Raw genomic sequence first — 19178 nt, 5'->3', positions numbered from 1 at the left:
CTATCGGGGTACGAGACGGGTGTTTGGCCCTTCGCCCCCAGCAATCAGTCGATATGGGTGACCAGCGTTTCCGCCGGTTTGCGTACCTTTTTCATCGGCGCCAGCCAGTCAGAGTCCGCGTCGCGGTAGCCCAGAGGCAGCAGGATCACCGACCGCAGGCCGCGCTCTTTTAGGCCCAGAATCTCGTCTACCTTCGCTGGGTCGAAACCCTCCATCGGGGTGCTGTCAACCTCTTGTTCAGCGGCGGCAACCAGTGCCACCCCAAGCGCGATATAAGCCTGACGCGCGGCATGGGCGTAGTTTACCTCGGCATCGCGGGGCAGGTAGTTGTTTTTCAGGTTCTCGTAATAGGCGCTGAGCAAGGGCAGGTCGCCACGGGCTTCGACATTCAGATCGGTGACCGCGTCGATGCGGTCTTTGGTGTAGTTATCCCACGCCGCGAACACCAGCAGATGCGACCCTTCGGTGATCTGGGTCTGGTCGCTGGCGGCTTTCTGGATCTGCGCCAGCTTGTCGGGATTGGTCACGACCAGCAGCTCGAAGGGCTGAGTGCCGCTTGAGGTGGGTGTCATGCGGATAGCTTCGACGATGGTGTCGACTTTTTCCTGAGGGACTTTCTTGGAAGGGTCCATCTTCTTGGTCGCATAGCGCCAGTTCAACTGCTCTAGTAGGGTGCTGGTCATCGTGATCATCCTGTTTTTGGCCGCCTCGGGGCGGCGTGTGTACCGGCGCGATGTAGGAATCCCCGCGCCCCTACACAAGGAGACCGGCGCAATTTGCACCGGTCTTAGTTGGTGTAAGGGCGTCAGGTCAGGATCAGATCGACCGGCCCGCCCCGTCCCAGTAGGGCGCGCGCAGGCGGGGTTTGAAGATCTTGCCGCTGTCTTCGCGGGGCAGGGCCTCGTGGAAATCGACGATCCGTGGCGCTTTGAATCGGGCCAGTTTGCCGTCAAGGAAATCAAGCACCGTCTGTTTGTCGGCGCTATGCCCGTCGGCCAGTTCAACCGCCGCGACGATCTGTTCGCCAAATTCGGGGTCAGGTGCGCCAAAGACGGCGACATCGCGGATGAAGGGCGCGCGCATCAGCACCGCTTCGATCTCGGCGGGAAAGATATTGGCCCCGCCCGAGATGATCATGTCTTTCTTGCGGTCCGTAATGAACAGGAACCCGTCCTCATCCACCGATCCCAGATCCCCGACAGAGAAATGCCCGTGCTTTTCAGCCGAGGCGCGGCTTTCGGGATCGTTGGAATAGTCGAACCCGCCGAAGGCATCCATACGGGCATAAATCTCGCCCACCTGACCGGCGGGCAGCTCGTTCCCATCGGGGTCAAGGATCATCAGCGTGCCACCCATCTGCATCCGCCCTGCGGTGCCGGGCCGTGCCAAAGCGTCTGCCGAGGATACCATCGTCATGAACCCGATCTCTGTCGCGCCGTAGCTTTCCCAGAACACAGGCCCCCACCAGTCGATCATCGCAACTTTCAGATCATGTGGCCACGGTGACCCCGTTGAGACGCAGAATTCCACCGAGGACAGGTCATATTTCGCCTTCACCTCTTGGGGAAGCTTTAGCATCCTGCTCATCATGGTGGGGACCAGATAGATATGGGTGATGCGCTGAGCCTCGATCGTGGCAAGGAAGCTTTCGGGGTCGAACTTGGGCGCGACAAAGGTCGATACGCCAGGGGTGACCAGCGCTGCAGAGGTCAGCGTTGACGGCGCCGAGTGATAGATCGGCGCGGCCGTAAAGAACCGCGACCCGGGTTTGAGTTGCAACATCTCGGTGCCTACACGCGAAAGCACCTCTTCAAAGTCGCGCTTGGGCCCGCCCCCCAAACGCCGCACGCCCTTGGGCTTGCCGGTAGAGCCCGAGGTATAGCGCATCAACGGGCGCATCATCTCGCGCGGGTTGATGGGGTCGGCAGCATCTACCAGCGCGGACCATTCCGGTGTCTCGGGGTCTGTCTTTGCGGCGGCTTCATCAATGCCATAAGCTTTACGCAGCGCGGTATCAGGGGTGACCGCGATGACCGTGCGCCCTTCAAGGGCGGGACGCAGCGCGTCGATCAGATCACGGTGGATGATCACGAACTGTGCGCCGCTGTCGTCACAGATGGCACCAGCTTCTTCTGATGCAGCGTGCCAGTTCTGCGCCACGATGACCGTGCCCGCCATAGCCGCAGCGCGCATGACCTCGAGCTGGGTCAGATCGTTGCGCATGATAAGCGCCACAGGCACATCCGCCCCCGCCCCCAGATGCGTCAGCGCCGCAGCGCCCTGCGCCGCGCGCTGTTCAAACGCCTCTCGTGCAAGCTTGCGATCAAAATCCGCAATCACCGTATCCGACATTAGATGTACTCCCATCGTGCCAATGCCTGCCCGCCACCTTGGGGCGTGCAAGTTGTTTCGTTCCCTTACGCTAAGGTAACCTTACTTTGGGGAAGGGTCCATCGGGGGCCATCGCGCGACGTTACGGCAGAGCGGATTTCTCTTAGGTGAATCGGCACTTGACGGCTATACCGGAAATATATTCTGTTTTTCACAGATGTCTTGGGAGGGATAATCGTGGATGTACTGATTTCGGTCGTCTTGCCGCTTGGCTTGGCGTTTATAATGTTTACTTTGGGTGTCGGGCTGACACCTGCGGATTTCGCCCGTGTCGGGCAGCGGCCGCTGGCGTTTTTCATCGGGGCGCTGAATCAAAGCATCCTGCTGCCGCTCGTGACCTTTATCTGTGTGCTGGTCTTTGGCATCCGCGCGGAAATGGCCGTGGGGTTCATGATTCTGGCGGCCTGCCCCGGTGGGGTGACCAGCAATGTGATCTCGAAGCTGGCCAAAGGGGATGTGGCGCTGTCGGTGTCGCTGACAGCGGTGATCAGCCTTGCCAGTGTTGTGACCGTGCCGCTGATTTTGGGGCTGTCGATGGGGTATTTCATGGGCGACGCCGCGCCCGAGATCGATATCACCAAAACCGCTGTCACCATGTTTGCCTTGACGGTGGTGCCGGTCACGCTTGGCTTGGGGGTGCGTGCAATGGCCCCTGCTGCGATGACACGGGCGGAGCCGAAGCTGAGCGCGATAGCGACGATCCTGTTTGCGGCGATCGTGCTGGCGGCGCTGGCGGCGAATTGGGCGCTGTTTGTGGAAAATATCGTGGTGATCGGGCCGGCGCTGCTGGTCCTGCTGGCCGCGCTGACCACCATCGGCTTTGTCGTGCCGCGGCTGCTTGGCCGGTCGGCGACCGAGGCCAAGACCATCTCGGTCGAGACGGGGGTGCAGAACAGCACCCTAGGGATCGCCGTCGCCGCGATCATCGTCGGCGGCGAGAGCGGGTTCACCGCCTATGCGCTGCCGTCGGCTGTTTATGGTATCCTGATGTATCTGATCATCCTACCCGTCGTTTTGAAATACCGCCGCATCGGCACTGCGTAAGGAGCTTTGCATGAACACCTCTGACGTTATTATCGTGGGCGGCGGCCTGGCCGGACTGGTCGCCGCAGCCGAACTGGCTGATCGTGGTAAACAGGTCACCGTCATCGATCAGGAACCCGAAGCCTTTCTGGGCGGTCAGGCCTTCTGGTCCCTTGGCGGGCTGATGCTGATCGACAGCCCCGAACAGCGCCGGATGGGCATCAAGGACAGCCGCGAACTTGCGCTGCAAGACTGGATGGGATCGGCGCAATTCGACCGGCCCGAAGACGCGTGGCCGCGCAAATGGGCCGAGGCCTATGTCGATTTCGCCGCAGGCCCGATGCGCAGCTGGCTGTACGATATGGGGATGCGGTGGTTTCCCGTCGTGGGATGGGCCGAACGCGGCGGCAGCTTTGGGTCGGGTCACGGCAATTCGGTGCCGCGCTTTCACCTGACGTGGGGTGTTGGGCCCGGAACGATGGAACCATTCGAACGCCGCGTGCGGGAACATGAACAGGCCGGTCGCATCACGCTGAAATTCCGCCATCGCTGTTCGCATATCATCATGGAAAACGGCGCCGCGGTCGGTGTCTCGGGCGCGGTGCTGGCGGCGGACGGGGCATCGCGCGGCCAAAAGACCAACCGTGATATCGCGGGCGATTTCGAACTGCGCGCGCCCTCTGTCGTTGTCACCTCTGGCGGGATCGGCGGAGATTTCGAGCTGGTGCGCAAGTCATGGCCGACGGCGCGCCTTGGCCCCGCCCCGAAAGAGATGATCGCCGGCGTACCCGCCCACGTCGACGGCCGCATGATCGCCATTAGCGAGGCGGCGGGCGGCCAGCTGATCAACAATGACCGCATGTGGCACTATACCGAGGGCGTGAAGAACTGGGACCCGATCTGGCCCAACCACGGTATCCGTATCCTGCCCGGACCTTCGTCGATGTGGTTTGACGCAAAGGGCAACCGCTTTCCCGCGCCGTCGCTGCCGGGGTTCGACAGTCTGGGGTCTTTGAAGATGATCCTTGATACGGGCTTTGATTATTCGTGGTTCATCACGACGCAGAAGATCGTGAAAAAGGAATTTGCCCTGTCGGGGTCAGAGCAGAACCCCGATTTCGCTGACAAAAGCTGGGTCAAAGTCTTGCAGCAACGTATCCTGAACAAGGCCGCGACCCCCGCCGTCGAAGCCTTTAAAGAGCATGGCGAGAATTTTGTCGTTGCCCAAACATTGCCCGAGCTCATTGCCAAGATGAACGGGATGGAGGGCAATGATCTGTTGTCGCTTGATAAGATCGAGGCCGAGATTAGGGCCCGCGACATGCAGGTCGACAATAACTTTACCAAAGACGCGCAGATCATGGCGATCCATGCGGCGCGGAATTATCGCGGCGACAAGCTGCAACGTACGGCGAAACTGCACAAGATCCTCGACCCTGAAAACGGGCCGTTGATCGGGGTCAAGCTGAACATCATCACCCGCAAAACTCTGGGTGGGCTACATACAAATCTGGACAGTCAGATGCTGGATGCCTCTGGCACGCCGATCCCGGGGCTGTTCGCGGCGGGCGAGGTCGCGGGTTTTGGCGGCGGTGGGTATCACGGGTATAACGCGCTTGAGGGGACGTTTCTGGGCGGCTGCATCTTTTCGGGGCGGCAAGCGGGGCGGGCGGATACCATCGCCTGACCCGCAGGCGCTAATCCGACAGGTATTGCGCCAGATAATGTTCAAGCACTTTGGTCAGCTCTTGCGAATAGGGGCGAGAGCTGCGCCGATCCGCCTGCGCCGCGACCAGATCTTCCATCGCAAGGGAGATCTGGATCGTGGTTTTGGCCACCACCACCGGATCGCCACCCTGAAACCCGTCGGCGCCGCGCTCCCATCTGTTGCATAGAAAGCGGACCAGATCGTCGTGGTCGTCATCCTCGATCGCGAGCGGTCCGCGTTTCGTCGCGAAATGCAGCAGCAGGGGGCGGTAGTAGGGATGCCGCGCCAGATAGCTGCGCTGCACATCCAGTACGGCACGCAACCGGTCCCGCCATGTCGTATGGGCGTGAACATCATCAAGGCTGGCAAAAAGCTTGGCGCGTAATTCATTGGCGGTCTGCGAATAGAGCTCAAGCAGCACGTCATCAAGCGTGGGAAAATACCGATAGATAGAGCTGACAGGCACCTCGGCACGGGTCGCGATAGCGGTGGTGGTCAGGTCTTGCAACCGGTTCTCAGCCAGCAGCGCCGCCGTGGCGTTCAGGATGACATGCACGCGGGTCACCGCACGCGACTGGCGCGGCGTTTCACGTGTCCGCAAGGGGCCAAAGATGATCGGGACCATGGGTTTCCCTTTCTGCGCAGCGATGCGGGTTTCGGCAGTCCCTTAACGATAGGGGCGCAGACCCCCAAGCGTAAAGAGAGACGCTGCATCAAGGGATTGCCGCGAGGTGGTCAATCAATCACATATCACGATCATTTAGATAATTATAATCCGTTGGATTGATGTATCCGAATGGCCGATAGTGCACGGGACGCGACGATACTTAGGCACGCTATGACTGATACGACCCTCTCTGACCTTGTAAACGCTGATAAAACCACGCCATCGATCTGGCCGGGTCTGGCGCTTGCCGCCATCATCGCCGCGCTGGCCTTTGCGCTGCGGTATCTGCCGGGGGTGGGGATGCTGAGCCCGTTGATCCTCGCGATCCTTCTGGGGATGGCGCTGCGCAATACTCTTGGCACGCCCGAGGTGGCGAAGGCAGGGCTTGCGATCAGCATGCGACCGGTGTTGCGGGCGGGGATTATCCTGATGGGGTTGCAGCTAACGGTGGGGCAGGTTGCGGCTGTGGGCTGGGTGGGGGTCGCGGTGATCGCGCTGTCGCTGGCGCTGACCTTCGGGTTCACCACATGGCTGGGCCGCGTGCTGGGGGTGGATGCCAAGCTGACGCAGTTGATCGCGGCGGGCACGTCGATCTGCGGGGCCTCTGCCGTGATCGCGACCAATACCGTCACCCGTGGTCGTGACGAAGACGTCGCCTATGCGGTGGCCTGCGTGACGATTTTCGGCTCGCTCTCCATGATCCTGCTGCCCTTGGCCGAAAGCTGGCTGACCCTTGGCCCGCGTGGCTTTGGCCTTTGGACCGGCGCGTCGATCCACGAGGTCGCCCAGGTCGTCGCCGCCGCCTTCCAGCGCGGAGAGGAGGCCGGACAGTTCGGCACGATTGCCAAGCTCACGCGGGTGATGATGCTTGCCCCGATGATCCTGTGTCTGGGGGCGTTTGCCGCGCGGCGACGTCAGGGGCAAGGCGGTGGCGGCAAGGCCCCGATCCCGTGGTTTGTCTTCGGCTTCATTGCGATGGTCGGCGTGGCCTCGACCGGGTGGATGCCGCAGGCGGTGCTGGCCCCCGCGACCTCTGTGACGCAATTTTTGCTGGCGATGGCGTTGGCCGCGATGGGGCTGGAAACCGATCTGCGCAAACTCGCCGCGGCGGGGGGGCGTCCGGCCTTGCTGGGGGCGGCGGCTTGGGTTTTTATCATGGGGGTCAGCCTTGCGCTGATCATCCTGACGGGGGCTACCTGATGACACTGGACCAGTTGCGCATTTTCGTTGCCGTGGCAGAGCGTGAACACATGACCCGCGCCGCCGAAGCATTGAACCAGACCCAAAGTGCGACCAGCGCTGCCATCGCCGCGCTGGAAGAGCGTCATAACCTGCGCCTTTTTGATCGTATCGGGCGGCGGATTGTGCTGACCGATGCGGGGCGCGATTTTCTGGGCGAAGCCCGCGCCGTTCTGGCCCGCGCCGCCATCGCCACACAGCGGCTGGATGATCTGGCGGGGGTGAAACGCGGCAGGCTGCGGCTGGCGGCAAGCCAGACGGTCGCGAACTACTGGCTGCCTGCGGTGATCGCGCGGTTCCGCGGGGCGCACCCCGAGATCGCGCTGACGGTGCGGATCGGCAACAGCGACGACGCTGCCCGCGCGGTCGAGGCATTGCAGGCTGACATCGCCATTATCGAGGGGGACTGCCACCTCACCACACTCCGCGCTAAGGCGGTGGCGGGGGACACGCTGCGGTTGGTGTTCCCAAGCGACGCCAAGGGGGCTGATCTTTCACCCAAACGCTTGCGCCAGACCCCTTGGATCCTGCGCGAAGCAGGGTCAGGCACGCGCGACAGTTTTCTGCAGTGGCTCGGACGGCAGGGTTTGGGGCTGGAGGATCTGGAAAACACGCTAGAGCTTCCGTCAAACGAGGCGGTGTGCAGCGCGGTCGAAGCGGGTATCGGTGCCGCGCTGCTGTCTGATCTGGTGGTCCGCAGGTCGATCGAGGCGGGGCGGATGGTCGACGTGCCCATAGACACCCCGCAACGACGGTTTCACATACTGACCCACGCCGAACGCCAGCCAAGTGCGCTTGAAGCCCGGTTCATCCACCACGCCGAGACAAGCGTTTAGGCTCCGCTGCTAGATAAGCTTCTGCCGCGCATCAGGAACAGTGGCAGGCGCCATTTTGGCGGCCTGAATCATCGCGGTCTTACACCGCCACGCGGGCAGGCGGATGACGGCGCGGCTGTGATCCACCTCTGCGTGAACTTCGAAATCGCCGCCGTGCATCTCGACCAGCTTGCGGGTCAGGGGCAGCCCCAAACCCAGCCCGCCCTTGGTCGCGCGGTGGTCCAGCGACCCGCCCACGACAAAGGGTTTGTAAAGTTCGGCCAATTCGACATGTTCGTCGAAACTGCCGTTGTCGCGCACCGAAACCTCGATATTTCCGTCCATGTCCTGAAACGTCTCTAGGGTGATGTCGGTCCCGCCGTGCATCACGGCATTCAACACCAAGGCTGTGACGGCAAGTTCGATCTGCTCGGCGTCCACATGCAGCGTATCCAGCATCACAGTATCACGAAGCGTGACCGTTTTGGCCGCCGCATCCGTGGTGGGGAACTGCAACCCTGCAACCGCGCTCAGGATCGCGCCAAGATCGCAGTTTTGTTCGTTTAACCGCAGTTCGCCAGTGCTGGCGTTGCTATAGGACAGGATCGTTTCGATCAGTTTCGTTAGGTGATCCACCGACCGACGGGCCGAATGGATTAGCGTGGGGTTGGTGCCGGTGCTTGCTGTCGCCTCCAACAGTTTAAGACTGCCGAAAAGTACGGTCAGCGGCGTGCGCAGCTCGTGCCCGACCAATGTCAGGAAGGTCGATTGCGCGGTTTTATCCTGCTGCACTTCGGGGGCTTCGGGTTGGCTCCGCTCTAGCGCTGCAACGACGATACGACCCAGATCGGTGAGCAGGGCAATCTGCTTTTCCGAAGGGTATTCATGGGGCTTCAGGTCCAGCGCGCACAGGCTGCCAAAGCGGTGACCGGTGGACAGGATAAGCGGCACACCAGCGTAATAGCGCGCCTCCGGCCCGCCCTTGGCGACCATCGGGTGCCGTTCAAAGCGGGCGTCCTTGCTGAGATCGGGCACGATCATCGGCGCGTCGGACATAATTGTATGCGCACAAAAACCGGTGTCCTTGGGCATCGGGTCTAGATGCATGCCCACAACGGATTTATACCACTGGCTGTCCTCTTCGACCACGCTGATATGGGCAATCGGACAGTCGAGAAGGGTGCGCGCCGCCTCGCATATCGTGTCAAACAACGCTTCGTTTTGCGCGGTCAGTCCCGGAATATCAAAAACGGCGCGCAGGCGGGCTTCTTCGTTAAAGGGGATGGGATAGGTTCTCATGCGGGGCTCCTTGGCTTTGGGTCAACTTGGTTAACAAATTGGGCATTCCTGCGGTCGCTTCGTGTCAGGACGGGGGGATAAGTAAGGTATGTTGACGTCACGGAAGTTGCGGTGGGCCGCCCACACATATGGTGGTTTCCAATCGCGGCGTTCCCTCCTATCGTTGCATCAATACGCAGGGCGAAGGGGGCGGACCGATGACATCCCACGGGCATGATCACGACGGTGATCATTCACATCTGACAGAGACCGAGGCGCGGGTGAGGGCGCTGGAAAGCCTGCTGAGCGCCAAGGGCTACATCGACAGCGCGGCGGTGGACCGGATCATCCAGACCTACGAGACAAAGATCGGCCCGCGTAACGGCGCGCATGTGGTGGCGAAATCATGGGTCGAGCCGGAATTCGAGGCATGGCTGCGGCGCGATTCTTCGGCGGCGATCCATTCGCTTGGGTATCATTCCCGTCAGGGCGAGCATATCGAAGCGGTTTTCAACTCGGACGAGGTGCATCATCTGGTCGTCTGCACGCTGTGCTCTTGCTACCCGTGGTCGGTGCTGGGACTGCCGCCGACGTGGTATAAATCGCCTCCCTTCCGGTCGCGGGCGGTGATTGATCCGCGTGGTGTGCTGGCGGAGTTTGGCGTGACCCTTGATTCGGAGACGCGGGTGGAGGTGCATGATTCAACCGCCGAGATTCGATATCTCGTGATCCCGCAGCGCCCCGCGGGAACCGAAGGCTATTCCATGGAACAGCTGGCCGATCTGGTGACTCGCAATGCGATGATCGGGACAGGGCTGGCGCGCGCGCCGCAGGTGGCATCATGAACGGCGGGGCGGACCTTGGCGGGATGATGGGCTTTGGCCCTGTGGTGCAAGAAGAGGACGAACCGCTGTTTCACGCCCCCTGGGAGGCCCGCGCACTTGGGATCGTGGTGGCGCTTGGGGCCTGCGGGCAGTGGAATATCGACGCTGCGCGATCCGCGCGCGAGGATATGCACCCGGGCGATTATACCCGCACGCCGTATTATGCGATCTGGCTGAAAGCGGCCAAGCGGTTGATGGTGGAGAAGGGGATGCTTACCGAGGCAGAGATCGCGCAAGCGGTGCCGCTGACCCCCGCCGCACCGATCAAACGCAGGCTTGCTGCCGAAGATGTCGACGCCATGTTGGCGGCGGGTGGTCCGGCAGATCGGCCCGCGACAGGCACACCCGCATTTGCTGTCGGGGATCAGATCAGAACGATCAACAACCATCCCGCAACCCACACCCGCATGGCACGCTATGCCCGCGACAAGATCGGTACGATCACCAAGGTGCACGGGTTTCACGTCTTTCCCGATAGCAATGCGCAAGGGCAGGGCGAGGATCCGCAATGGCTGTATCAGGTGGCCTTCTCGGCGCGCACGCTTTGGGGCGATCAAGCGCGCACGGATGACAGCGTGACCCTTGATCTGTGGGAACCCTACCTAAGGACCGTATCATGACCCTGCCCGATCTTTCGCTTTTGCCCGATATTGCGCTGTCGGATGATGAACCGGTGTTTGACGCGCCGTGGCAGGCGCAGGCCTTTGCGATGGCGGTGTCCCTGCATCAATCGGGGGCCTTCACATGGGCCGAATGGGCGCAAGCGCTGACCGCAGAGGTGCATTCAGGGACAGAGCGTGACTACTACCAGCACTGGCTGACCGCGTTGGAAAAGATTGTGGCGCAGAAGCAGCTGACAACGGCGGGCGAGCTGGCGGCTACGAAAGAGGCGTGGCACGAAGCTGCGGCGCGGACGCCTCACGGGCAAGCTATCACGCTGTGAAGGGCTCCGGCGCAGGAAACTCCGCGCCGGAGGCGATGTCTTAGCGGCCGACCCAATCGGGCAGGAACATCACGATATCGGGCACGGCGATCAACGCTGCCACGATCAGCAGATCAACGATGACGAACCAGAACACGCCCTTGAAGATCGTGGACAGCGACGCGGTATTGCCGACCACACCTTTGATCACGAAGACATTCATCCCCATGGGCGGCGTGATCATCCCGATCTCGAGCAGCTTGACCAGCACCACACCGAACCACAGCAGGCTATAGCCCGTCTCTTCGACGATGGGCAGAACGATAGGCAAGGTCAGCAGCATCGCACCGACGGGCTCCAGCATCATGCCAAGCGCGAGATAGACGCAAACGATGCCAATCATGATCAACAGCGGCGCGGCACCAAAGCCCAGGATCGCATCGGACAGCGCGTCCCCGATCCCTGACAGCGCCAGAAAACGTGTCAGCAGGCTGGCACCCACGGCGATGATCAGCAAAGCGGCGGTGGTGGTTAGCGTTTCGGTGATCGCCATGCGCAGTGCCTTGAACGTCAGCGTGCGGTACAGCAGGGCCACGATGGTCGACAGCATGGCCCCGATGGCGCCCGCTTCGGTCGGGGTGAACGCCCCGCCAAACAGACCCGCGAACACACCGATCACGATCAACAAGACCGGCCATGTCTGACCCAATGCCTTGATCTTTTCCGCGCGCGTCGCGCTGATTTGGACCGGAGGCGCGAGATCAGGGTTCATCTTCACCCGGACAAGGATCAGCACGATATAGGCGACCAGTGTGATCACGCCGACCACCAGACCACCCAGGAAGAGTGCGCTGACCGACTGACGCGAGATGATACCATAGAGGATCATCAGGATGGATGGCGGGATCAGGGCACCAATGGTCCCCGCCGCGGCAACGGTGCCCGTCGCCAGTTCGGGGCTGTACCGGTGGCGCACCATTTCAGGCACCGCGATTTTACCCATCGCCGCAGAGCAGGCGACCGACGATCCGGTCACAGCGGCAAAACCCGCGCAGCCAAAGACCGACGCAATCGCAAGGCCGCCCGGTAGGCTCGACAGCCAGATCTGCGCGGCGTTGAACAGCCCTTGGGTCAGCCTTGTGTGATAACAGATGAACCCCATGAACAGGAAGGCGGGGATAGAGCTCAGCACCCATGAATTGGCAAAGCTATAGGGCACGATCCCGAGGCTCCCCCAGGCGATGTTCCAGTTGAACATGGACCAAAGCCCGCCAAAGGACACGGCGATCAGCGAGATGCCAATCGGAATACGCATCAGGATCATCGCCAGCAGGATCGCGATAAAGATGCCTGCGATTTGTAACTCGGTCATTGTGCGTCTCCGCCGGCTAGATAGGGGTCTTCAACCTGCAAGGCGTTCAACCCGTGGGGGCGGCCGGTAAGGTGACATATGAATTTCCAGGCGGCGACGATCGACATCAGGCCAAAGCCCAAGGGCAACGCCAGATAGGTGGGCCATGTGGTCACCTTGCCGCCTGCCTCGATTGAATAGGAGCCGCCGATAAATTTCGCCAAAGCCTCGTCTCCGGTGCGGATCGCGACGGTGGCGGTCACAATGCAGGTCAGCAGCAAGGCCAGCCCCGCGAGAAAGCTTTGTACTTTGGTGGGAAACCTTTCGACCAGCAGTTCAACCGCGATGTGGCTGTCGTTTTGCTCAACAGCGGCGAGAGGCAGAAAGGCGATCGCGACCATATAAAAGGCCGAGACGTAAAGAATAGTAGAGTTCAGCGGCGTATCGAACGCAAAGCGCATGACCACGTCGATGGTGACATGGGCAACCAGCATCAGAACAATGATACCAGCCAGCGAAGCGGTCAACGTGATCACCGCAGAGATCACTGACGCGATAAGTTTCATCGGAGTATCCGTTTGCAAAAGGGGCCGTCGGGGGGCCACGCGCATCGGCGCGGCACCCCGTTGTGATCAGCGGATGGGCGGCTTACTGGGCGTAAGTCGCTGGGTCCACTTTGGAAATCACCTGATCCCAGATCACTTGGTTCAACGCGTCAGCGCTGTCCACGTCGACCACCAGATCGTTCCACTTGGCCAACAGGGGCTCGAAATCGGCGGCGATTTCATCGGCGCGCGCAACGTCATAAGTGTCTTTGAACAGGGCGGAAACGGTCTTGAGATCCTGACGCCCGAATTCTTTCACCGCTTCCAGCAGTTCAGGATCGGCCTCGTGGATGTTGATGCCCGCACCGCGCGCATGTTCGATCGCCGCGTTGTCGTCAGTGTAGAAGTTCCACGTGGTGTGTGCCGTCATCTGGCTGCCACCCCAGAGCAGGGCTTCGCGCGATGCGTCGTCCATGCCCTTCCAGCGATCCGCATTCACGTTCGCCGAGGAAACGCCCGCAAACACACCGCCCGGTACGGCCAGCGTGATGTCGGTGACGACTTCGTGCAGGTTGTAGTTTGTCAGCTCGGGCGCGGACAGCATGGCGCAGTCGATGATGCCTTGATCCAGCGCTTCATAGGCTTCGGAAACGGGCAGACGCACGCCTTGAGCCCCGAAAGCTTCGGCGAAACGCACGAAACCCGCACCACCGGCACGCAGACGCAGACCGTTCAGATCCTCGACGGAGGTGACTTTGACGTCCTTGCACAGCAGGTTGTACAGCGGGGTCACACCGCCACCGGTATAGACCTGATTTTGTGCGCTATATTCTTCCAGACACTCGGGGCATTTGGTGAAGGTGTATTCGACCATCGCGCCGGTGAAGGCCAGCGGCTCTTTACCCGTGGGCTCTTCCACAAGGTTCACCAGCAGGTTCATCTCGTGCAGGAAGAGGTTGGTGGAATATTCCGCCGGGTAGTAGGGCGGCAGCACAAATCCGACATCCGCCAGACCGTCGCGCACACCGGGCGAGGTTTCAGGCAGGCTCAGCAGCGACATCGCAAAACCGGTGACGTCGACTTCACCGTCAGAGCGTTCGGCCACGGCTTCGGCATAGGCATCAACGGCTAGACCGATGGCAGAGTTATTCGGATAGCCGTAGGCAAAGTTCAGACGCTCTTTCGCGCTGGCCTGACCGGCGATGGCAACAGCAGCGACCAATGCGGTGACTGCGACGGATGATTTATAAGTCATGTATGTCCTCCCAAACATATATTTCGGGTCACACAACCGCGCAAAGCGCGCGGCCGAGCCCTTGATTTTCGGTACTCTGCACACCGTCCATTCCCACGGTCTGCCCTGTTGGTCCTGAGTTTTGGCGGCCCAACATTCCGAGTAGTATGTTACTCTCGTAACAGGGCGCGCGGGTGTCAATAGCTGTCGGTGATGTATGTGCGCTAACTGATAATTACGGGGGGTCCGCTGACACAACGGCTTGTCACAGCCGTTTTTTTCGGCTCAGTATTCACGCTACACGGGCAAAACCCCCCGTTCTTTACCGCGCTACCGCTGTCAAAGGCTGAACCGAATGGACGAACACATCGATGATGATAGGCTGACGGACGCCACCGAGGGGGCCGTGCCCAAGCACGACAGCCGCCGCGAGATCATCGAGGCGGCTGCGCAGTGCTTTATGCTCAAGGGGCTCGACAAGGCGACGATGGACGATATCGCCGATGTTCTGGGCGCGACAAAGGGGCGGGTGTACCACCATTTCCGGTCCAAGAACGCGATCTATTTCGCGGTGTACCGACAGGCGATGCAATATTGTTTTGACGCGATTACCCCGCTGATATCATTAGATACTTCCAACATCAGCAAGCTTGAATTGATGGCCCATGCCCATGCGCGTGTGATGATGGATACGCTGCCCTATCAGCGCAGTATCCGCTTGGGCGTAGAGGTCTATTTGCGCGGCTCCACCACAGAGGCAGAGCGCGGCGTGCTGCGCGAGCTGATTACCCTGCGCAACGATTATGAAAACCTCTACCGCGACGTGCTGCGCGCGGGTGTGGCGCAGGGGGAGTTGGACGTGCCGAACATCGAAATCGCCAGCCGTGCGTTGATGGGTGCATTGAACGGGCTGGTTGACTGGTACCGTATCCGTCCCGATCAATCCGAGGGGGAGCGCGACGCGCTGGCCCGTGCCTTGGCGCATGCCGTGGTGCATGGCACCACGGCATAATCCGTTTTCCTAGGCCGGTTTGGCCGCCGCATCCGCGCGTCGCTCTTTCGCGAGATAGGTGTGGTACAGCGCGGGCACACCGATCAGCGTCAGAACAGAGGCAAAGCCCAAGCCGCCCATAATCGTCACCGCCATCGCAGCAAAGAACGAATCGGCCAGCAGCGGCACCATCCCAAGGATCGTCGTGACCGCCGCCAGAACCACAGGGCGCAAACGGCTGACACTGGCGGTGACAATGGCGTCATGCTGGTTCAGGCCGTTTTCTTTCTGCACGTCGATCTCTTCGACCAGAACAATGGCGTTCTTGATCAACATCCCCGACAGCGACAGCAGCCCCAGCAGCGCGGTAAAGCTGAACGCCAACCCCGAGAACAAGAGCCCCAGTGCCGCCCCGTTGATCGCCATGGGCACAATGGTCCAGATCACCGCTGTCTGGCGTAATTTGCCGAACAGCAGAATGGTGATCAACAACATGGTCCCGAAGCTCAGCGGCATCTGCTTGCCAAGCGAGGCCTGCGCGTCGCCTGCGTTCTCGAACTCTCCGCCCCATTCAAGGGTATAGCCGACCGGCAGTTCGATCTCTTCGATCAGCGGGCGGATCTGCGGGAAGACGGTGGGCGGGGTGACGCCTTCGATGACATTGGCTTGTACCGTGATCGTCTGCACGCGGTTGCGCCGTTCGATCACCGCGTTTTCGGCGGTGACCTTGAACCCGTCAATCACTTGGCTCAGCGGCAGGTAGTCCCCAAGCGCGGCGGAATAGACGATCTGGTCGGGCAGCTGCCCGTTGCTCGCGGATTCCGCACGCGGCACCCGCACGATGATGTCGATCAGCCGGTCCCGTTCGCGGTAGGTGCCCGCGGTGATCCCGTTGGTCGACAGGGCAATCGCATCCGCCACATCGCTGCGCCCGATGCCCACGGCCTGCGCACGGTCCTCGGCATAGACAGGGCGGGTCACAAGCACTTTCTCGCGCCAATCGACATGTTCGGTATGCAGCAACGGGGTTGCGTCACGCAGGATATCCTCTGCCTGATCGGCCAGATCGCGCAGCACTTCGGGGTCAGGCCCTGAAAAACGCGCCTCGATATCCGACCCGCCACCGGGGCCGAAAATGATCCGCTTGGTCTGCACCTCTGCCCAGGGCAGCGCGTTAATCGCGAACTGGTCAAGGTCTTCACGCAGTGCGGGGATCGCGTCAGCCGAGGTGGCGCGCACCACCAGCTGCCCGATCGACGGGTCGCTGTCCCCGGGCGTGTAGGTCAGAACATAGCGTGTCAGACCGGCACCGATGGTCGTCGTCACAGTGTCCACGTCGTCGCGCGCCAGCAGCCAATCCTCGATCACCGCAAGATCGCGGGAGGTCGACTGGATAGAGCTGCCCTGCTCAGCCTTGTATTCAAAGTAGAACAGCGGCGTGTTGGACGCAGGGAAGAACTGCTGTTTGACCTGACCAAAGATCATCACACAAGCCACCGTGGTGCCGATCAACCCGACAAACACCAGCCAGCGGAACCGCAGCACCAGCCGGACAAGATTGCCATAGCTGCGGAAAATCGGGCCGTTATACCCGCTGTCGTCATCCGCCAGCCCGCCGATCTTCAGCATATAATGCCCCAGCAAAGGCGTCACAGTCACCGCCACGACCCACGACATCAACAACGAGATCGCGATCACCGCAAAAAGCGAGAACATGAATTCGCCCGTGGCGTCAGGCGACAGGCCGATCCCGGCAAACGCCATGATCCCGATGACCGTGGCACCCAGCAGGGGGATCTGCGTATTCTGCGCCGCTGTATCCGCGGCGGCGACCGAGGGCCGCCCCTTGCGCATTTCCTGCTGCATGCCTTCGGCGATGACGATGGCGTTATCCACCAGCATCCCCATGGCGATGATCAAAGCACCAAGGCTGATCCGTTCAACTTTGACGTCGAACAGATACATGAAGAAGAACGTGGCCAGCACGGTCAGCAAAAGCGATACGCCGACAACAACCGAGGCGCGGACGCCCATGAACAGCGCAAGCACCCCGATCACCACGCCCACGGACATGGCAAGCGACAAAAGGAAGCTGTTGTTGGCTTCGTCCACGACGCGGTGTTGTTCGTAGATCGGGGTGATCTCTACCCCGACGGGAAGGAAGGTTTGCAAGGTCTCAAGCTGCGCTTCGACGCGTTTGCCGACCTCGACGATGTTCTCTGATTGCAGGCCGGAAACGCCAAGGGTGAAGACCTCTTGCCCGTCTTGGCGCAAAAGGTGATCGGGCGCGTCCACACGGCCCCGCGACACGGAGGCCACGTCCAGCAGGTTCAACACCTCGCCCTGAAAGCCGAAGGTCAACGCGCTGATTTCATTGACACTATCATCGCCCGAGGGACCGTCTATCCGCAGGTTGGTATCACCAGTTTCGACAAAGCCGGTGGGGTTGATCGCTGTGGATTCACTGATCGCGCCGATGATCACGCTAGGATCGATGCCAAGCTGTGACATCTTTTGCGACGACGGTTCGACAAAAATCGCCTCTTCCGGCAGCCCGTCAATATCGACATTGGCAACGCCGTCGACCGTCAGCAGGTCACGCCGGATAAAGGTCGCGATTTCCCAGATCTCGGAATCCGAAAAGCCGGGGGCGGAGACGGCATATAGGATGCCGAAAACATCGCCAAAGTCGTCGTTCACCTGTGATGGATAGGCCCCCGAGGGCAGTGAGCTTGCCGCGTCAGACACACGGTCTCGCAGATCGTCCCAGACCTGTGGCAGCTCGGTCCCGTCGTATTCGTCCTGCATCTCGACTTCGATCACCGACAGCCCGTGGGTATTGCGCGAGGTGACTTTCTTGACCTCATCCATCTGCTGGATTTCGGCTTCTAGCACTTCAGAGATTTCGGTCGCCACCTCTGCCGCGCTGGCACCGGGATAGGCGGTGGCGACGATGGCGGATTTCAGGGTGAAGGTCGGGTCTTCCAGCTTGCCGACAGACAGGTAGCCAAACACACCACCAAACAGGGCAAAGAGGATGAAAATCCACGTATAAAGCGGATTTTCAATGGAGAAACGCGCAATTTTCATAGTTTACTCGATGCTCAACCCGTTGAAGGGGCGCACGGTGTCGCCCTCGCGCAGCAGCTGTGTGCCCGCGCCAACAACCAAGGTGCCCGGCTCAAGCCCCGTGGCGATAATATCTGTGCCGGTATTTGAAGAAACGTCGACGTTGACCCAGCTGACCTGACCCTGTTCGCCGGTTTCGTCCGGGGTATAGACCATGACCCGCGCCTGATCCTCAGCCATAACCACGGCAGAGGGGGGCAGGGTCGTCGCAGTGTTGTCACCGGCCGCGATCCGCGCGGTCACGCTCATCGATGCGCCGGGGATCAGTTTCGGTGTGACCTGATCAGAGGGCAGCGCCAGCGTCACGCGGTAGCTTTGCCCGATGCTTTGCGTTTCGGCGTTGAATTCGCGCAATTCAAGCGGGACACCACCGGAAAATAGCGGCGAAGTGCCGGTAAATTCGACGTCAGCCGTGTTTGAATACATCTGAAACATCTGTTCGGGAACGTCGATCTCGACGCGTACTTCCGACATGTCATGCAGTCGCACGATGGCCTGACCCGGAGAGACATTGGCATAATTCGGCGTCAGACGCGAGGCGACCAAGGCGCGGAAGGGGGCGATCAGCGTCGCGTGGTCCAGCGCCTCGCGGGCCTCGCTCAACGCGATCCGCGCCAGATCGCGGGCGGTTTCCGTATCCTGCGCCTGTGCCGTGGAGACTGCATTGCTTTTGGCCAGCGTTTGCGAGCGTTCAAAATCCCGTTCGGCTTGGGTCAGCTGCACCTCGGCACGCTGTACCGCGCGTTCAAACGGCACCGGGTCCAGCGCCGCGATCTGCACGCCTTCTTGCAGGAACTGCCCTTCTTGTGCGTCGAACATCACCATGCGGCCGCCAACCTCAAACGACAGGTCCACTGTTTCCAGCGCTGCGATCTGGCCAAAAAAGACCCGCTGCACCTGCGACGCGGCACCGCCCGCCTCTATCAATTTGACCGACCTTAACGGCGCGGGCGTGCCCGAGGGGGTCAGGTCATCCGCGTCCTGTGCAACAAGAGGCGTCG

Annotated in this window: 17 protein-coding genes; 8 read left to right on the top strand and 9 right to left on the bottom strand. The window is 60.9% G+C overall.

Annotation, left to right across the window (positions count from 1 at the left end; translation table 11 throughout):
- Positions 1-44 precede the first annotated feature (44 nt).
- Together GLP43_RS15575 and GLP43_RS15570 are read right to left on the bottom strand one after the other, a co-directional pair.
- On the bottom strand, positions 45-692 hold the full coding sequence (locus tag GLP43_RS15575; RefSeq protein WP_237280061.1) for an NAD(P)H-dependent oxidoreductase: 648 nt from the start codon (positions 690-692) through the stop codon (positions 45-47).
- A gap of 124 nt (positions 693-816) precedes the next feature.
- Positions 817-2367, bottom strand: coding sequence for an AMP-binding protein (locus GLP43_RS15570; protein ID WP_237280060.1), 1551 nt, complete (start codon positions 2365-2367; stop codon positions 817-819).
- Positions 2368-2568: 201 nt separating this feature from the next.
- Between GLP43_RS15570 and GLP43_RS15565 the strand changes: the two genes are divergently transcribed.
- Positions 2569-3435, top strand: a complete 867-nt coding sequence (locus tag GLP43_RS15565) for a bile acid:sodium symporter family protein (RefSeq protein WP_336885975.1) — start codon at positions 2569-2571, stop codon at positions 3433-3435.
- Positions 3436-3445: 10 nt separating this feature from the next.
- Entirely contained in the window at positions 3446-5101 is a 1656-nt protein-coding gene (locus tag GLP43_RS15560; protein WP_237280058.1) for an FAD-binding dehydrogenase, read from the top strand.
- A gap of 10 nt (positions 5102-5111) precedes the next feature.
- Here GLP43_RS15560 and GLP43_RS15555 read toward each other — a convergent pair whose 3' ends face one another.
- Complete coding sequence (locus GLP43_RS15555) at positions 5112-5747, bottom strand: TetR/AcrR family transcriptional regulator (RefSeq protein WP_237280057.1); 636 nt, start codon at positions 5745-5747, stop codon at positions 5112-5114.
- A 213-nt stretch (positions 5748-5960) separates the two neighbouring features.
- On the opposite strand from GLP43_RS15555, the gene GLP43_RS15550 reads away from it, so the two are divergent.
- Together GLP43_RS15550 and GLP43_RS15545 are read left to right on the top strand one after the other, a co-directional pair.
- On the top strand, positions 5961-6989 hold the full coding sequence (locus GLP43_RS15550; protein WP_237280056.1) for a YeiH family protein: 1029 nt from the start codon (positions 5961-5963) through the stop codon (positions 6987-6989).
- The gene (locus tag GLP43_RS15545) at positions 6989-7864 is read left to right on the top strand and encodes a LysR substrate-binding domain-containing protein (protein WP_237280055.1); all 876 of its coding nucleotides are present in this window, start codon (positions 6989-6991) and stop codon (positions 7862-7864) included. Before GLP43_RS15550 ends, GLP43_RS15545 begins: the two co-directional genes overlap by 1 nt.
- A 9-nt stretch (positions 7865-7873) precedes the next feature.
- Here the strand turns inward: GLP43_RS15545 and GLP43_RS15540 are convergent, their stop codons facing one another.
- Positions 7874-9142, bottom strand: coding sequence for a GAF domain-containing sensor histidine kinase (locus GLP43_RS15540; RefSeq protein ID WP_237280054.1), 1269 nt, complete (start codon positions 9140-9142; stop codon positions 7874-7876).
- A 197-nt stretch (positions 9143-9339) separates the two neighbouring features.
- Between GLP43_RS15540 and nthA the strand changes: the two genes are divergently transcribed.
- Genes nthA through GLP43_RS15525 form a run of 3 tightly spaced genes read left to right on the top strand, consistent with a single transcriptional unit; the run spans position 9340 to position 10948 of the window.
- Positions 9340-9966, top strand: a complete 627-nt coding sequence (gene nthA / locus GLP43_RS15535; protein ID WP_237280053.1) for a nitrile hydratase subunit alpha — start codon at positions 9340-9342, stop codon at positions 9964-9966.
- Positions 9963-10625 (top strand): nitrile hydratase subunit beta, encoded by a 663-nt coding sequence (nthB, locus tag GLP43_RS15530; protein ID WP_237280052.1) that lies wholly within the window; start codon positions 9963-9965, stop codon positions 10623-10625. The genes nthA and nthB overlap by 4 nt, the downstream gene beginning before the upstream one ends.
- Complete coding sequence (locus tag GLP43_RS15525; protein WP_037966998.1) at positions 10622-10948, top strand: nitrile hydratase accessory protein; 327 nt, start codon at positions 10622-10624, stop codon at positions 10946-10948. The genes nthB and GLP43_RS15525 overlap by 4 nt, the downstream gene beginning before the upstream one ends.
- 40 nt (positions 10949-10988) lie before the next feature.
- On the opposite strand, the gene GLP43_RS15520 is transcribed toward GLP43_RS15525, so the two are convergent.
- The 3 genes from GLP43_RS15520 to GLP43_RS15510 form a co-directional block, all read right to left on the bottom strand.
- A complete protein-coding gene (locus GLP43_RS15520; protein ID WP_005848709.1) occupies positions 10989-12299 on the bottom strand; it encodes a TRAP transporter large permease in 1311 nt (436 codons plus the stop codon).
- A complete protein-coding gene (locus GLP43_RS15515; RefSeq protein ID WP_009824216.1) occupies positions 12296-12844 on the bottom strand; it encodes a TRAP transporter small permease in 549 nt (182 codons plus the stop codon). Before GLP43_RS15515 ends, GLP43_RS15520 begins: the two co-directional genes overlap by 4 nt.
- Positions 12845-12926: 82 nt before the next feature.
- Positions 12927-14078 carry a C4-dicarboxylate TRAP transporter substrate-binding protein gene (locus tag GLP43_RS15510; RefSeq protein WP_237280051.1) on the bottom strand — a complete coding sequence of 384 codons (1152 nt, stop codon included), beginning with the start codon at positions 14076-14078 and terminating at the stop codon, positions 12927-12929.
- Positions 14079-14412: 334 nt separating this feature from the next.
- On the opposite strand from GLP43_RS15510, the gene GLP43_RS15505 reads away from it, so the two are divergent.
- The gene (locus tag GLP43_RS15505; RefSeq protein ID WP_237280050.1) at positions 14413-15069 is read left to right on the top strand and encodes a TetR/AcrR family transcriptional regulator; all 657 of its coding nucleotides are present in this window, start codon (positions 14413-14415) and stop codon (positions 15067-15069) included.
- Between the two features lie 9 nt (positions 15070-15078).
- On the opposite strand, the gene GLP43_RS15500 is transcribed toward GLP43_RS15505, so the two are convergent.
- Positions 15079-18138, bottom strand: a complete 3060-nt coding sequence (locus GLP43_RS15500; protein WP_237280049.1) for an efflux RND transporter permease subunit — start codon at positions 18136-18138, stop codon at positions 15079-15081.
- Positions 18139-18141: 3 nt separating this feature from the next.
- The coding region (locus GLP43_RS15495) for an efflux RND transporter periplasmic adaptor subunit (RefSeq protein ID WP_237280048.1) at positions 18142-19178 on the bottom strand (1037 nt) is incomplete at its 5' end.

This window comes from Sulfitobacter sp. M39 (assembly GCF_021735935.1).
Lineage (GTDB): Bacteria > Pseudomonadota > Alphaproteobacteria > Rhodobacterales > Rhodobacteraceae > Sulfitobacter.
The sequence above is the reverse complement of the archived record's forward strand: the minus strand, read 5'-3'. Positions and strand labels throughout refer to the sequence as shown.